Consider the following 17416-nt stretch of genomic DNA (forward strand, 5'->3'; position numbering starts at 1 on the left):
TGCGCACGGAGGTCGCGGACCTGGTCGCGACCGAGGCCGGCGTGGCGGTCTCCACCGACGCCCTCCCCGGCGGGCTGACCGCGGCGCTGAGCCTCCTGCAGACCTGGCTGGGCAGCAGCCAGGGGGACGAACAGCTCACACTGGTCACCCGAGGCGCGGTGGCACTCGACGGCGAGTCACCCGACCTCGGCTGGGCGCCCCTGTGGGGTCTGGTGCGCTCGGCACAGGCCGAGCACCCGGGACGGTTCGTCCTCGTCGACACCGACGACGACTCCGCGGCCACCGTCGCCCGCGCGGTCAGCTCCGGAGAACCCGCCGTGATGGTCCGCGACGGACGGCTCCTCGCGCCCCGGCTGACACCCGTCACGACTCCGGCACGCGGGGGCGCGCCGTTCGACCCGTCCGGAACCGTGCTCGTCACCGGCGGCGTCGGCGCGCTGGGCGCGGCGGTCGCACGCCACCTGGTGACCACGCACGGGGTCCGGAATCTCGTGCTCACCAGCAGGCGCGGCCCGGCGGCGCCGGGGGCCGTGGAGTTGGCCGCCGAGCTGGCGGAACGTGGTGTGAGCGTTGAGATCGTGGCGTGTGACGTGCGGGATCGGGCGGCTGTCGCCGGTGTTGTCCGGGCCGTTCCGCCGAGTCGGCCGCTGGTGGCGGTCGTGCATGCGGCCGGTGTGCTCGACGACGGGGTCGTCGAATCGCTGACCGGGGAGCGGTTGGATGTCGTGTCGGCTCCGAAGGTGCTTGGTGCGTGGCACCTTCACGAGTCGACCAGGGACCTGCCGTTGTCGGCGTTCGTCCTGTTCTCGTCGGCTGCGGGGACGCTGGGTGCGCCGGGGCAGGGGAACTACGCGGCTGCCAACGCCGGTCTCGACGCGCTGGCCCAACACCGGCACGCGCTCGGGTTGCCCGCGCTGTCCGTGGCATGGGGTCGCTGGGCGCAGGACAGTGCGATGACCGGAGAGCTGCGGGACGCCGACCGCGCACGCATGCGCCGAGCCGGCCTCGCCCCACTGTCCACCGAGGACGCACTCGCCATGCTCGACGCCGCGCTCACCACCCCGCACCCCGTCGTCGTCGCGGCCAGGGTCGACCGGGCCGAGCTGCGTGACCTCGCCCACGAGGTGCCGCCGCTGCTACGCGGGTTCGTCCGAGGCAGGGCCGGGAACCGGGATGCCACGGGCCTACCCGACCTCGGGCGGCTGGCGGCGATGTCCGAGGAGGACCGGGAGACCGCACTGCGCGAGCTGGTCAGGGAACAGGTCGCGGCCGTGCTGGGACACAGCGACGCCGCCGCCGTCCACGCGACCCGCGCGTTCTCCGAGATCGGGTTCGACTCACTCGCCTCGGTCGAGCTGCGCAACCGGCTCGCCGCCCGCACCGGCCTGCGCCTGCCCGCCACGCTCGTCTTCGACCACCCCAACCCGGTGGCCGCGGCGGCCTTCCTCGCCGTCGAGCTGCGGCGGACGACGGCCCTCCCCGTCGGCGACCCGCTCGTGCGCCTGACGGAGCTGCAGGCTCTCCTCGACTCGACCACGGAACCGGCAGTGCTGCACGACGTGACGAGACGGTTGGCGGACATGCTGTCCGGCTGCCGTGACCGGCTCGACGGGCAACCGGGACGAGGCGGTCCGGAGACGTTCCGGACGGCCTCGGACGACGAGCTGTTCGCGTTCATCGACCAGAGGCCGGAACCGAGCGGGGGGCGCGGTGTCTGACGAGACCAAGGTCCGGGAGTACCTGCGGCGCGCGTCCGCCGAGCTGCACGAGTCGCGCACGCGGCTGCGTGCGCTCGAGAGCGGTCTGCACGAGCCGGTCGCGATCGTCGGGCTGGGCTGCCGCTTCCCCGGTGGGATCGACTCGCCGCGACAGCTGTGGGAGTTCGTGCTCGCGGGCCGGGACGCGATCGGCGCGTTCCCGGACGACCGCGGCTGGTACCTCGCCGACCCGTCCACCCCCGAGGCGACGAGCCACGTCCGCGAAGGAGGTTTCCTCGACGACGCGGGCGGTTTCGACGCAGGCCTGTTCGGGATCTCCCCGCGTGAGGCACTCGCGATGGACCCACAGCAGCGGTTGCTGCTGGAGGTGTCGTGGGCGGCGCTGGAACACGCCGGGCTCGCCCCCAGGTCCCTCGCCGCCACCCCGACCGGGGTCTTCGCCGGAGTCATGTACCACGACTACGTCGACGGGACCACACAGATCCCGCCCGAGCTCGAGGCCTACATCGGCAACGGCACGGCGGGCAGCGTCGTGTCCGGCCGCGTCGCCTACGCACTCGGGCTCGCGGGCCCCGCGGTCACCGTGGACACCGCGTGCTCCTCGTCGCTGGTGGCGCTGCACCTCGCGGCACAGGCGCTGCGCGACGGCGAGTGCTCGCTCGCCCTCGCGGGCGGGGTCACGGTCATGTCGACCCCCACCGTGTTCGTGTCGTTCGGCAGGCAGGGCGGCCTCGCCGCCGACGGGCGCTGCAAGTCCTTCGCCGACGACGCCGACGGGACCGGCTTCTCCGAAGGTGCCGGCATGGTCGTCCTCGAGAAGCTGTCCGACGCGCGGCGCAACGGCCACCGGGTGCTGGCCGTCCTGCGCGGCTCGGCCGTCAACTCCGACGGCGCCTCCAACGGGCTCTCCGCGCCGAACGGCCCCGCACAGCAACGCGTGATCCGGCAGGCGCTCGCCAGGGCCGGTCTGTCCACATCGGACGTCGACGCGGTCGAGGCGCACGGCACCGGCACCACGCTCGGCGACCCCGTCGAGGCGCAGGCGCTGCTCGCCACCTACGGTCAGGGCAGGCGGCACCCGCTGTGGCTCGGCTCGGTGAAGTCCAACCTCGGCCACACCCAGGCCGCCGCCGGAGTGGCCGGTGTCATCAAGACGGTGATGGCGCTGTGCCACGGCATCCTGCCGCCGACCCGCCACGCCGAGCGGCCCACGTCCCGCGTGGACTGGACGGCAGGGGCGGTGGAGCTGCTCACCCGGTCGCGGCCGTGGCCGGACGTGCACCGGCCACACCGTGCCGGCGTCTCGTCGTTCGGCATCAGCGGTACCAACGCGCACGTCATCCTCGAACAGGCGCCCCCGGTCGTCCCCGCCGCCGAGAGCCCCGGCGAGGTCCGTGGCCGAGGCGTGTTGGCGATCTCGGGCATGTCCGAGCAGGCCGTGCGTGCCCAGGCCGAACGGCTCGTCGCGCACGTGGTCGAGCACCCCGAGCTGGCGGTTCATGACATCGGGTACTCGCTCGCGGGCACCCGCACGCACCTGCCGTGCCGGGCCGTGATCCTCGGGGCCGACCGGGGCGAGGTGCTCGCCGGGCTGACCGCCGTGGCGGCGGGCGCGCCGGGGCCCGGGGTCGTCCTCGGCACCGCCGCGCCGGGCGGCACCGCGTTCCTGTTCTCCGGACAGGGCAGCCAGCGGGTCGGCATGGGCCGGGAGCTGCACGCGGAGTTCCCGGTGTTCGCCGAGGCGTTCGACGAGGTGTGCGCGGGCTTCGACCGCCTGCTCGACAGGTCGCTCGCCGAGGTCGTCCGGAGCGACGGCGCCCTGCTCGACCAGACGCTGTACACGCAGGCCGGCCTGTTCGCGGTCGAGGTCGCCCTGTTCCGGCTGCTGTCGCGATGGGGCGTGCGCCCGGACTACGTGCTGGGGCACTCCGTCGGCGAGCTGGTGGCCGCGCACGTGGCAGGCGTGTTCTCCCTGGCGGACGCGTGCGAGTTGGTCGCCGCCCGCGGCCGGGCGATGAGCGACCTGCCACCGACGGGGGCGATGATCTCCGCGCAGGCGGGCGAGGACGAGGTCCGGCCGCTGCTCACCGGCCGCGTGAGCCTGGCCGCGGTGAACGGGCCGCGCTCGGTCGTCATCTCCGGTGACGAGGACGTGGTGGCGGACATCGCGGACCGGTTGGCGCGGCAGGGCCGCAGGACCAGGCGGCTGCGTGTCAGCGGCGCGTTCCACTCCCCGCACCTCGACGGCCTCCTCGACGAGTTCGCCTCGGCAGCGGCGCGTGTGCGGTTCAGCCCGCCGTCGATCCCGGTGCTCTCCAACGTGACCGGCGCGGTCGCCACCCCCGACCAGCTCTGCTCGCCCGACTACTGGGTGCGCCACGCCCGCTCGACCGTCCGGTTCGGGCAGGGCGTGCGGCACCTCGCCGAGGCGGGCGTCGCCCGGTTCGTCGAGCTCGGTCCCGACGGCGTGCTCACCGCCATGACCCAGGACTGCCTCGACGGGGCCGGGGCGGCGGTCGTCCCGGTGCTCCGCACCGACCAACCCGAGCCGCGCACGGTGCTCGCCGCCGTCGCCACGGTCCACGCGACCGGCGGCGACCTGGACTGGGAGCGGATCCACGAGGGGTCGCGCGCCCGCCACGTCGAACTCCCGACCTACGCCTTCCAACACGAGCGGTACTGGCTGCCCAGCGGCCGTGACCGGCCGGTCACCGCGAGCCGGCGCTACCTCGTCGACTGGACGCGGCTCACCGGCACGCCCGGCCCCGTCACCGGGAGGTGGCTGGTGGCCGTCCCCTGCGGGGTGACCGACCCGAGGGTGTCGACGTGTGTCGACGCGTTGGCGGCACGGGACGTCGAGGTCGTACGGGTCGAGGTGGACTGCACGGCGCCCGACCGGATCACCGGGCACGTCCCTGACACCCCGGTCGACGGCGTGCTGTCCTTCCTGGCTCTCGACGACCGCCGCCTCTCGGGCGGCCTCCCCGCCGGGCTCGCCGCGAACGTGGCGCTGCTGCGGGCTCTCGGCGACGTCGCGCGCACGTGGTGGGTGACCGCGGGCGCGGTGTCCACCGGCCCCGGCGACGCACTGACCTGCCCCGCCCAGTCGATGGCGTGGGGGCTCGGCAGGGTCGCGGCCCTGGAGCACCCGGGGACCTGGGGCGGTCTGGTGGACCTGCCCGCCGTCGTCGACGCACCCGCCGCGGACCGGTTCGCCGAGGTGCTCGGCGGATTCGCCCACGAGGACCAGGTGGCCGTGCGGTCCTCCGGTGTCTTCGGCAGACGGCTCCTGCGGGCGCCCGCACGCAACGCGGAGGCCTGGCGCCCCGGGGGGACGGTGCTCGTGACCGGCGGGACCGGCGCGCTCGGCAGGCACGTGGCACGGTGGCTCGCCGGGAACGGTGCCGAGCACGTGGTGCTGCTGAGCCGTCGAGGTCAGGACGCCCCCGGCGCCGCCGAACTGGGGGCAGAACTCGGTGCGCTGGTCAGCGTCGTGGCGTGTGACGTCACGGATCGGGACGGACTGGCCCGCGTCCTCGCAGACCACCGGCCGACCGGCGTCGTCCACACGGCGGGCGTCGGGGCGTCCGCCCCGCTGTCCGGGACCGGACCGGCCGAGCTGGCGGCGGTCCTCGCGGCGAAGGTCGTCGGCGCGCACAACCTGCACGAGCTGCTCAGGGACGTCCCGCTCGAGGCCTTCGTGCTGTTCTCCTCCGGCGCCGGCGTGTGGGGGAGCGGCGGCCAGGGCGCGTACGCGGCGGGCAACGCCTACCTGGACGGGCTCGCCGAGCACCGCCGCTCACTCGGGCTGCCCGCGCTGTCGGTGGCGTGGGGTACCTGGGCCGGGGACGGCCTGGCCGACGCGGCAGGCGCCGACCGCCTGGTCCGCCACGGCGTGGTGCCGATGGACCCCGGGTCGGCCGTCGCCGCGCTGGGACAAGCCGTCGGGCTCGGCGAGACGCACGTGGTGGTCGCGGACATCGACTGGCCGCGGTTCGCGGCGGCGTTCACCTCGGCCCGGCCGAGCGCGTTGCTCGCCGACCTGCCGGAGGCGGCGCCGACCGCCCCGGAGGTGAGTGGAGGCGCCGGGCTGCGCGGCCTGCCGGCGTCGCGGTCGCCGGCGGAGCAACGCAGGTCCCTGCTCGACCTGGTGCGGCGGGAAGCCGCGGCCGTGCTCGGCCACACCGGCGCGGACAAGGTCGAGGCCGAGCGGGGCTTCGTCGACCAGGGCTTCGAGTCCCTCACCGCGGTGGAGCTGCGGAACCGGCTCACGGCGGCGACCGGGCTGCCGCTCGCCACGACCGTCGTGTACGACCATCCGACGCCCTCGGCGCTCGCCAGGCACCTGCAGGCGTGCCTCGCCGGCGCGGGCGCGCGGGCGGGAGCGGTGACCCAGGTGTCGGCGGCCGACGAGCCGATCGCGATCGTGGGCATGGGCTGCCGGTTGCCGGGCGGTGTCGGCTCACCGGAGGACCTGTGGGACCTGGTGGTGTCCGGCGCCGACGCGATCGGCGACTTCCCGGCCGATCGCGGCTGGGACGTCGGCGCGCTGTTCGACCCCGACCCCGCCGCGCCGGGCCGCAGCCACGTCCGGCACGGCGGGTTCCTCGCGGACGCGGCCGGCTTCGACGCGGACTTCTTCGGCATCAACCCACGCGAGGCGCTCGCGATGGACCCGCAGCAGCGCCAGCTGCTCGAGGTCACCTGGGAGGCACTCGAGAACGCCGGCATCGACCCCGGCACGCTCGCGGGGTCGCCCACCGGCGTGTTCGCGGGCGTGTCCAGCCAGGAATACGGGTCCTTCGACGGCCGGGAGCCCCAGTCCGAGGGCTACCTGCTCACCGGGACCGCCGCGAGCGTGGTGTCCGGTCGGGTGGCGTACGCGCTGGGGCTGGAGGGGCCCGCTCTGTCGGTGGACACGGCGTGTTCGTCGTCGTTGGTCGCTGTCCACCTTGCCGCGCAGGCGTTGCGCAACGGCGAGTGTTCCCTGGCGCTGGCCGGCGGCGTGACCGTGCTGACGACACCTGGCGTGTTCGTCGCGTTCGGCCACCAGCGTGGTCTGGCGGCGGACGGCCGCTGCAAGTCGTTCGCGGCGGCGGCGGACGGGACGGGGTTCGCCGAGGGCGTCGGCATGATCGTGCTCGAACGGCTCACGGACGCGGAGCGGCTCGGGCACCGGGTGCTGGCGGTGGTGCGTGGGTCGGCGGTGAACCAGGACGGTGCGTCGAACGGTCTGTCGGCGCCGAGTGGTTCGGCGCAGGAGCGGGTCATCCGTCAGGCGCTCGCCAGTGCCGGTCTGTCCACCCGGGACGTCGACGCAGTCGAGGGGCACGGCACCGGCACCACGTTGGGCGACCCGATCGAGGCGCGGGCGTTGCAGGCGACGTACGGGCAGGACCGCGACGAGCCGCTGTGGCTCGGGTCGGTGAAGTCCAACATCGGGCACACCCAGGCCGCTGCCGGTGTGGCCGGGGTGATCAAGTCGGTGCTGGCCCTGCGGCACGGCGTGTTGCCGCCGACACTGCACGTCGACGAGCCGACGCCGCACGTGGACTGGGACGCCGGCGCGGTGCGGCTGCTGACCGGGCGGTCGTGCTCGGCGGCGGGGAGGCCGCGGCGGATCGGGGTGTCGTCCTTCGGGGTCAGCGGGACCAACGCGCACGTCATCCTGGATCGACCGGTCATCGTGGACACCCCGGCGGACGCGGACGGTCTCGGCGGTATGTGGTTGCTGTCCGCCCGGTCCGAGGCCGCGCTGCGTGCCCAGGCCGAGCGGCTGCGCGACCTGCTCGCGTCCGACGCCGACTGCCGTGTCCTCGCCCGCTCGCTGGCGGTGACGAGGGCACACTTCCCGCACCGCGCGGTGGTGCTCGGCGACGACCTCGCCGAGCTGACGGCCGCGTTGCCCGACCTGGCCGGGCCTGCCGTCGTGCGTGGTGTGGCTCGTCCCGGCGCTGAGCCCGTGTTCGTGTTCCCCGGGCAGGGGTCGCAGTGGGTCGGGATGGCAGGGGAACTGCTCGACCGGTCGCCCGTGTTCGCCGCCGCGGTCGCGGAGTGCGCCGAGGCGTTGGCCGAGTGGGTGGACTGGTCACTGCCCGCCGTTCTGCGTGGCGAGCCGGACGCACCCGGTCTCGACCGGGTCGACGTCGTCCAGCCGGCGCTCTGGGCCGTCATGGTGTCGCTGGCCCGCGTGTGGCAGTCCTACGGTGTGCGGCCGGCCGCGGTCATCGGCCACAGCCAGGGCGAGATCGCCGCCGCCTGCGTCGCGGGTGGACTGTCCCTCCCGGACGCGGCCCGCGTGGTGGCGTTGCGCGGTAGGGCGTTGCGGGCGCTGTCCGGGCTCGGCGGCATGATGGCCGTGCCCCTGTCCGCCGACGAGGTGGGACAGTGGTTGTCCGACGACACGGTGTCGGTCGCGGCGGTCAACGGGCCGGGGTCCGTGGTGTTGTCGGGTGCCGTCACCGCACTGGACGAGCTGTCGGCCCGGTTCACGGCGGGGGGCGTGGACGCGCGGCGGATCGAGGTGGACTATGCGGCGCACTCCGTGCAGGTCGAGCGGATCCGGGCCGGGCTGACCGACGCGCTCGCCGGGATCACACCGCGGCCTGCCGAGATCCCCTTCTACTCCACGGTGAGTGGCGAGCTGCTGGACACCGCCACCCTCGATGCCACGTACTGGTACGAGAACCTGCGGCGGCCCGTGCTGTTCGAGGACGCCACGCGCGCCGTGCTCGCCGACGGGCTCGAGGTCCTGCTGGAGGTGAGCCCGCACCCGGTGCTGACGCTGGCGATGCAGCAGACCGCCGACGCCGTCGAGTGCCAGGCGACCGTGCTGGCGACGCTGCGGCGGGACGACGGCGGTGTGGACCGGTTGCGCACCGCCATCGCCAGGGCGCACGTGGCCGGGATCGAGGTGGACTGGACGGCGGTGTTCCCCGGCGGGCCGACCGTGGAGCTGCCGACCTACGCCTTCCAGCACCGGCCATTCTGGCTGGCCCCGCGCCCCACCGGGGCGGTGGTGCCTCGGCACCCGCTGCTGAGCGACGTGGTGGACCTCGCCGACGACCAGGGCACGGTGCTGACCGGCGTGCTGTCGACGGCCACCCACCCGTGGCTCGCCGGTCATCGGGTCATGGGCTCGGTGCTGTTGCCCGGCACGGTGTTCGTGGAGCTGGCCTGGCAGGCCGGTCACCGGGTCGGCTGCGGCCGGATCGCCGAGCTGACCCTGGAGACGCCGCTGGTCCTCCCCGACGACGGTGCCGTCCGGGTCCAGGTGCGGGTCGGCGCGACCGCCGACGGCGTCCGTGAGCTGACCGTGCACTCCCGGCCCGCCGCCCGACCGGCCGACGCCTGGGTGCGGCACGCGTCGGCCACGCTGGCCGCCGACGAGGACCGGGACGACCCCCGACCCGCGGTCTGGCCGCCCGCCGACGCGGAACCCGTCGCGGTCGACGGGTTGTACGACCTCCTCGCGGCCCGCGGGCTGGACTACACCGGTGTGTTCCGCGGGGTCCGGGCGGTGTGGCGGCGCGGCGCGGACCTGTTCGCCGAGGTCGCCGTGCCCGGGGACGCGGCGGCGCGGTTCGGTGTGCACCCGGCGTTGCTCGACACCGCGGCACACGCGCTCGTGCTGGCCGAGCCCGGTGACCGGGCACGCGGGTGGCTGCCGTTCGTGTGGCGCGGGGTGTCGGTGTCGGCGGTCGGCGCGTCCGTCCTGCGGGTGCGGATCACGGTCGGCGACGACGGGGCCGTGTCCTTCGTTGCCGAGGACGCGTCGGGGAGGCTGGTGGTTTCCGTCGACTCGCTGGTGTTCCGGCCGGTCGCCGCGGACGGGCCGACCGGGAGCCGGGCGAAGGGCTCGCTGTTCCGGCTGGACTGGGTGCCGGCCCCGGTCGACACCGAGCCGGGTGCGGTCGAGGTCTGCCCGGACGTGGTGGCGTTGCTCGACGCCGTGACGGCCGGTGCCCCCGCGCCGGAGACCGTCGTGGTCGTGGCGCGCCCGTCGGTGACCGAGGTGCTGGAACTGGTGCGGGCGTGGCTCGCGTGTGAGCAGGTGGCCGGGTCGCGGCTGGTGCTGGTGACCCGGCGGGCGGTGGCCGTCGGGCACGAGGTGCCCGATCTGGACGCCGCCCCGGTGTGGGGGCTGGTACGCAGCGCGCAGTCGGAGCACCCGGACCGGTTCGTGCTCGTCGACCTGGACGACCACGAGGCGTCGCGCTCGGCTCTCGGTTCGGCCGCCGGTTCCGGTGAGCCGCAGCTGGCCGTTCGCGCAGGCGTGGTCGTGATGCCGAGGGTCGGGCCGGTGGAGGACGGGTTGCGGGTGCCGCCTGTCCCGGCCTGGCGGGTGGAACTGCCTGTGCGGGGGAGCTTCCGCGACATGGCGCTGGTGGCCACGGATGCCGACACGCGTCCGCTCGGCGCGGACGAGGTGCGTGTCGTCGTGCGTGCGGCGGCGCTGAACTTCCGGGACGTCGTGGTGGCGCTGGGGATGGTCGACGCACCCGAGGAACCGCTCGGCAACGAGGCGGCGGGCGTCGTGGTCGAGGTCGGCCCGGCGGTGTCCCGGTTCGCGCCCGGCGACCGGGTGGCGGGCTTGTTCGCGGGCGCCTTCGGTTCCGTGGCGGTGACCGACGAGCGGCTGGTGCACCGGATCCCGCCCGGTTGGTCCTTCGTGGACGCGGCGGCGGTACCCGTGGCGTTCCTGACCGCGTACTACACGTTGGTGGACGTGGTTCGTGCGCGCCGTGGCGAGTCGGTGCTGGTCCATGCCGGTGCAGGCGGCGTCGGTATGGCCGTCATCCAGCTCGCGCGGTGGCTGGGGCTCGAGGTGTTCGCGACGGCGCGTCCTGACAAGTGGGGTGCGGTGCGTTCCCTGGGGGTGGCCGAGGACCACGTCGCTTCGTCGCGGTCGACGGACTTCGAGGCCGCCTTCCGCGCGGTGACCGGTGGTCGGGGCGTCGACGTCGTGGTGAACTCGTTGACCGGGGAGTTCGTGGACGCGTCGTTGCGGCTGCTCGCGCCGGGCGGCCGGTTCGCCGAGCTGGGGAAGGCGGACGTTCGCGATGCCGGCGTAGTCGCGGCGGAGTGTCCGGGTGTCTCCTACCGGCCGTCGAACTTCCACGACGCCGGCCCCGACCGTGCGCACGAGATGCTCGACGAGGTCTTCGCACTGTACGAACGCGGCGTGCTGGACACGCTGCCGGTGTCGGTGTGGGACATGCGGGAGGCGCCCGATGCCATGCGGCACCTCGCGCAGGCCAGGCACGTCGGCAAGGTGGCCATGGCAGTGCCGACGCCGCCGGACCCTGACGGCACCGTCCTCATCACCGGCGGTGTCGGGGTGCTGGGCCGCGAACTGGCGCGACACCTGGTCACCGGTCACGGCGTCCGGCGGCTCGTGCTGACCGGTCGCCGCGGCCCGGACACCGAGGGCGCGTCGGCGCTGGCGGCCGAACTGACCGCCCACGGCGCGCACGTGGAGATCGTGGCGTGCGACGTGACGGACCGGGCCGCGGTCGCGGGCGTGCTCGCCGAGATCCCGGCCGGGCACCCGCTGACCATGGTCGTGCACGCCGCGGGTGTCCTGGCCGACGGCGTCGTCGACACGCTCACCCCGGAGCGGATGGCCGCGGTACTGGCGCCGAAGGTGACGGGCGCGTGGCACCTCCACGAGCTGACCAGGGACAAGCCGCTGTCGGCGTTCGTGCTGTTCTCGGCGATGGCCGCGACGCTGGGCAGCAGCGGGCAGGGCAGCTATGCGGCGGCGAACGCCTACCTGGACGCCCTGGCCCACTACCGGGTCGGGCAGGGCCTGCCTGCACTGTCGCTCGGGTGGGGTCTGTGGGCGCAGGCGAGCGGCATGACCGACCACCTCGACGACGGCGACCGGGCCAGGATGCGGCGCTCCGGGCTGGCCGGACTGTCCACCGAGGACGCACTGGCGCTGTTCGACGCCGCGCTCGCCGCTCCCCACGCCGCGGTGCTGCCCGCGCACCTCGACCGTGCCGCACTCGCCACCCGTGAACAGGTCCCCGCCGTCCTGCGTGGTCTCGTCCGCGCGCGGCCTCGCCGGGCGGCCACCGAGGACACCGGCGCCACGACGCTGCGGGACCGGATCTCCGGCCTGTCCCCGGCCGACCGGGCACGCATGCTCCTGGACCTGGTGCGTGAACAGGCGGCGACCGTGCTCGGGCACACCGCGCCGGACGCGGTCGAGCCCGGCAGAGCGTTCCGGGACCTGGGATTCGACTCCCTGACGGCCGTGGAGCTGCGCAACCGCCTCGGTGCCGTGACGGGCCTGCGGCTGCCCGCCACCCTCGTGTTCGACCACCCGAACCCCGGCGCGCTGGCCGAGTTCCTCCGTGCGGGGCTGACCGGCGACACCACCCCGGTCGCGACGGTGTCCTCGGCCGTCCCGGTCGACGAGCCGATCGCGATCGTCGGCATGGCCTGCAGGCTGCCCGGCGCGGTGGCCACGCCCGAGGACCTCTGGGAGCTGGTGCTGTCCGGCACGGACGCCATCGGCCCGTTCCCGACCGACCGCGGCTGGGACATCGAGGGCCTCTACGACCCGGATCCCGCGCGGCAGGGGAAGAGCTACGTCCGCGAGGGTGGGTTCCTGGCCGACGCGGGTGGTTTCGACGCGGAGTTCTTCGGCGTGTCGCCGCGTGAGGCCCTGGCGATGGACCCGCAGCAACGGGTGCTGCTCGAGGTGTGCTGGGAGGCCCTGGAAGACGCCGGGTTCGCGCCCGGCTCGCTCGCGGGCTCGCCGACCGGGGTTTTCGCCGGCGTGTCCGGACAGGGCTACGGCGGCGCGGTCGCACGGGAGTCCGGCGCCGAGGGATACCTGCTGACGGGCAACGCCGCCAGTGTCGTCTCGGGACGGGTCTCCTACGCGCTCGGCCTCGAAGGGCCCGCGGTGTCGGTGGACACGGCGTGCTCGTCGTCGTTGGTCGCGCTGCACCTGGCCGCCCAGGCGCTGCGCGCCGGTGACTGTTCGCTGGCACTGGCAGGCGGGGTCTCGGTGATGGCGACGCCGACCCCGTTTGTGGTGTTCAGCCGCCAGCGCGGCCTCGCCCCCGACGGCCGCTGCAAGCCGTTCGCGGCGAACGCCGACGGCACCGGGTGGTCGGAAGGGGCGGGTGTCGTCGTGCTCGAGAGGCTGTCCGACGCGCGCCGGGCCGGGCACCGGGTGCTGGCCGTGGTGCGGGGCTCCGCCGTGAACCAGGACGGAGCCAGCAACGGCCTCTCCGCTCCCAACGGGCCGTCGCAGCAGCGGGTGATCCGGCAGGCGCTGGCGAACGCGGGGCTTTCCGCGTCCGAGGTGGATGTGGTGGAGGCGCACGGGACGGGCACGACTCTCGGTGACCCGATCGAGGCGCAGGCGTTGCTTGCCACCTACGGACAGGACAGGGTGGAGCCGTTGTGGTTGGGGTCGGTGAAGTCGAACATCGGCCACACCCAGACCGCGGCGGGTGTCGCCGGCGTGATCAAGATGGTGCAGGCGTTGCGCCACGGGGTGTTGCCGCCGACGCTGCACGCCGACGAGCCCACCCCGCACGTGGACTGGTCGGCCGGGGCGGTCAGGCTGCTCACCGAGACGAGGCCGTGGGCCGACCCGGGGCGGCCACGCCGCGCCGGGATCTCCTCGTTCGGGGTGAGCGGTACCAACGCGCACGTCCTGCTCGAACAACCACCCGAGGTGGACGAGGACGGACCGGTCGCCGGCATCGGCGGCATGTGGGTCGTGTCCGGCAGGACCGAGGAGGCGTTGCGGGCCCAGGCGGAGCGACTGCGGTCCGTAGTGGACGAGGCTGTCGACGTCCATGGTGTCGGTGCCGCGCTCGCGTTGGGGCGGGACCATTTCGCGCACCGGGCCGTCGTGGTGGGGGAGGATCCCACCGCCCTCGCCCGAGGGCTGGACGCCCTGGCCCGTGGTGTTGCCGGGACCGGTGTCGTGCGTGGCGTCGCGCGCGCCGGTCGACCGGTCTTCGTGTTCCCGGGTCAGGGTTCGCAGTGGGTCGGGATGGCGGCCGGGTTGCTGGACGAGTCGCCGGTGTTCGGGGCCGGGATGGCCGAATGTGCGCGCGCCCTTGCGCCCCACGTCGACTGGTCGCTGCTGGAGGTGGTGCGTGGTGGGGGAGAGCTGGACCGGGTCGAGGTGGTGCAGCCGGTGTTGTGGGCCGTGATGGTCTCGCTGGCGCGCCTGTGGCGGTCGTTCGGTGTCGAGCCCGCGGCGGTGGTGGGGCACAGTCAGGGTGAGATCGCCGCGGCGGTCGTGGCGGGTGGCCTGTCTCTTGAGGACGGTGCACGCGTGGTCGCGTCGCGCAGCAGGGCGTTGCGTTGGCTGTCGGGTGGGATGGTGTCGGTGTCGCTGCCCGAGTCCGAGATGCGGCAGTGGATCGGGTCGTCCGCTGTGTCGGTCGCCGCGATCAACGGCCCTCGTTCCGTTGTGGTGTCGGGGGAAGTCGCCGCGATCGAGGACCTGCTGGCCCGGCTGGCGGCCGAGGAGGTCGACGCCCGGCGCATCGCCGTCGACTACGCGGCACACTCGGCCGAGGTCGATCAGGTTCGTGACGAGCTGTCGGCAGCGTTGGCGGACATCAGGCCACGCTCCGGGGAGATTCCCTTCGTGTCGACGGTGACCGGCGAGGCGTTGGACACCGCCGCGCTCGACGCCAGGTACTGGTTCGACAACCTGCGTGAGCCGGTGCGGTTCCAGAGCGCCACACAAGCGGTGCTCGCGGCGGGGCACCGAGTGTTGCTGGAGGTCGGCCCACACCCGGTGCTGAGTCTGGGGATGCAGCAGACCCTCGACGAGACCGGTGTTTCCGCCACCCTGCTGGCCACCCTGCGCCGGGATGACGGCGGGATGGACCGGTTGCGGACCGCCCTGGCGCACGCGCACGTCGCCGGCGTCGAACTGGACTGGCAGGCCGTCTTCGGCGCCGGTGCCCGACGGGCCGAACTGCCCACCTACGCGTTCCAGCACGAGCGCTACTGGCTGACCGGCCGGCCCGAGGACACGTCGGGTACCCCGCACCCGTTCCTGGACACCGCCGTGGACCTCGCCGAGGACAACGGAACCGTGCTGAGCGGCCGGCTTTCCCTTGCCGCCCAACCGTGGCTGGCCGACCACGCGGTGCTGGACACGGTCGTGTTGCCCGGGGCGGCTTTCGTCGAGCTGGCGTGGCAGGCGGCCGAGCACGTCGGTTGCACACGAGTGGAGGAGCTCGCGCTCGAAGCGCCCCTGGTCGTGCCGGAGACCGGCACGGTGCGTCTCCAGGTGCGTGTCGGCCGGGAGATCGACGGTCGACGGACCGTCACGCTGTACTCGTGTGCCGATGACGAGACCTGGACCCGCCACGCGACCGGCACCCTCACGCCCGACGACGGGAGACCCGCCGAACGGCACCACGAATGGCCACCCCCGAACGCCACGCCCATCGACGTCGACGACCTCTACGCGGCGTCGTCGGCGCGCGGCCTCGACTACGGCCCCGTGTTCCAGGGCCTGCGCGCGGCGTGGTCCAGGAACGACGAACTGCTGGCCGAGGTCGTCCTGCCCGACGCGGCCGACCCGTCCGGGTACGGGCTGCACCCAGCCCTGCTCGACGCGGCGCTGCAGACCCTCCTGGTCAGGCCCGGCGCCTCGGACGATCGGACACGCATGCCGTTCACCTGGAGCGGAGCGACACTGCACGTGTCGGGAGCTTCGGCGCTGCGAGTGCGGATCACGCCTCTCGGCACCGACGCCGTGACCGTCGCGATCACCGACTCGACGGGCCGGGCCGTGGCCACGGTGGACTCCGTGACGTTCCGGACGGGCGCCACCGACCAGCCGGCCGCGCCACGGAGGCGAAGGGACACACCCTTCCAGCTCGACTGGGTGCCGGTGCCGACGGCTGCGCTCGACGGAGCCCTCGCCGTCCTGGACTCGCCCGACCTGACCGCGGTCGACGGGACGCCGGACGTGGTCGTCGCCCCGCTGCCGAAGGCGGCAACACCTCACGACGCGGTCGTCGCGGCCCTGGCGCTGGTCAAGGCATGGCTCGCTGACCAGCGGTGGACGGCCTCGCGGCTGGTGGTCCTCACCCGCGGCGCGGTGTCGGTCGCCGGTGGTGCACCGGACCTGGTGTCCGCGCCGGTGTGGGGCCTGCTGCGGTCGGCGCAGTCCGAGCACCCGGACCGGCTCGTCGTGCTCGACGTCGACACGGACGTGGACCAGGCACTGCTCGGCGCGGCGATCGGCACCGGGGAGCCGCAGCTCGCTATCCGGTCCGGCGTCGTGCTGGTGCCGCGGCTGGCGCCCGCGGCCCCCACGACCGGCGGGCTCGCCCTCGATCCACGGGGGACGGTGCTCGTCACGGGAGGCACCGGTGCCCTCGGCACGGAGGTCGTCCGGCACCTCGTCTCCGACCACGGCGTTCGCCGCCTGCTGCTGGCCGGTCGCCGCGGTCCCGAGGCGCCGGGCGCGCTCGAGCTGGCGGCCGAGCTGGCCACCCGAGGTGTGCACGCCGACGTCGTGGCGTGCGACGTCGGTGACCGGGCCGCGGTCGCCGAGCTGCTCGCGTCCGTTCCGGACACCCGGCCGCTGACCGCGGTCGTGCACGCGGCCGGTGCGCTGGACGACGGGGCGCTCGAGTCGCTGACCCCCGAGCGCGTCGCCACCGTGTTCGGCCCCAAGGTCGACGGCGCCCGGCACCTGCACGAGCTGACGAAGCACCTGCCGTTGAAGGCGTTCGTCCTGTTCTCCTCGATGGCCGCCACGATCGGCGGCGCCGGTGTCGGCAGCTACGCGGCCGCCAACGCCTTCCTCGACGCCCTCGCCTGCCACCGACACGACCAGGGGCTGCCCGCCGTGTCGCTCGGCTGGGGCATGTGGGAGCGGACCGAGGGCATGGCAGGACACGTCGGCGAGCTGGACCGCCTGCGAATGCACCGGATGGGCCTGAACGCACTGACCACGGAACACGCCATGGCGTTGTTCGACGCGGCGTTCACCACCGGGCGACCGTTCGTGCTGCCGATCGACGTCGACCGGCGGGCTCTGCGCGAGGACGCGGCCTCCGGGACCGTGCCGCCGGTGCTGCGCAACCTGGTCCGCGTCCGACGCCGACACACAGGCGACGACGCGACCGCGTTGCGCCGACGCCTCGCCACGATGAACACCGCGGACCAGGAAAGAACACTGCTCCAGCTGGTCCGCGCCAAGGCCGCCGTCGTCCTCGGGCACACGGACGCCTCGGGCGTCGACGCGGCGCGGGGCTTCCTGCAGTCCGGGTTCGACTCCATGACCGCGGTGGAGCTGCGCAACCTCCTCAACTCCGCGACCGGACTGCGCCTGCCGGCCACCGCGATCTTCGACCACCCGACCCCGCTCGCACTCACCCGTGCGCTCCACACCTGGCTCACCCCGGGGGAAAACGGCGGGGAGAGCACCGAACAGTCCGAGGAAAGCCGCATCCGCGAGGTCATCGCGTCGATCCCGACGGGCAGGCTGCGCGAGTCGGGCGTGCTCGACATCCTTCTCGGACTGGCAGGTGCCGAGCCGACCGCGAACGACGCGCCCGTCGAGCAGCCGCTGGACACCATGGACCTGGAAAGCCTCGTCGAGATGGCCCTCGGTGCGCGTTCGGACGATGCCGGGGAGGCCGACGGTTGAGAACGACCCCGACACGGGACATGGCACCGCTCGA

2 protein-coding genes (1 of these 2 only partly in view) are annotated in these 17416 nt (G+C 74.2%); both read left to right on the plus strand.

What is annotated here, in order from left to right:
* Window positions 1–1718 carry the 3' end of an SDR family NAD(P)-dependent oxidoreductase gene (locus tag CLV71_RS49360; protein ID WP_424923898.1) on the plus strand. The gene continues 12838 nt to the left of window position 1, outside the view, so the window shows 1718 of its 14556 coding nt (coding positions 12839–14556); its start codon lies off the left edge, out of view; the stop codon is at window positions 1716–1718.
* Window positions 1711–17382 (plus strand): type I polyketide synthase, encoded by a 15672-nt coding sequence (locus CLV71_RS48520; protein ID WP_208297643.1) that lies wholly within the window; start codon window positions 1711–1713, stop codon window positions 17380–17382. Before CLV71_RS49360 ends, CLV71_RS48520 begins: the two co-directional genes overlap by 8 nt.
* Window positions 17383–17416 lie beyond the last annotated feature (34 nt).

The organism is Actinophytocola oryzae, from assembly GCF_004364325.1.
Lineage (GTDB): Bacteria > Actinomycetota > Actinomycetes > Mycobacteriales > Pseudonocardiaceae > Actinophytocola > Actinophytocola oryzae.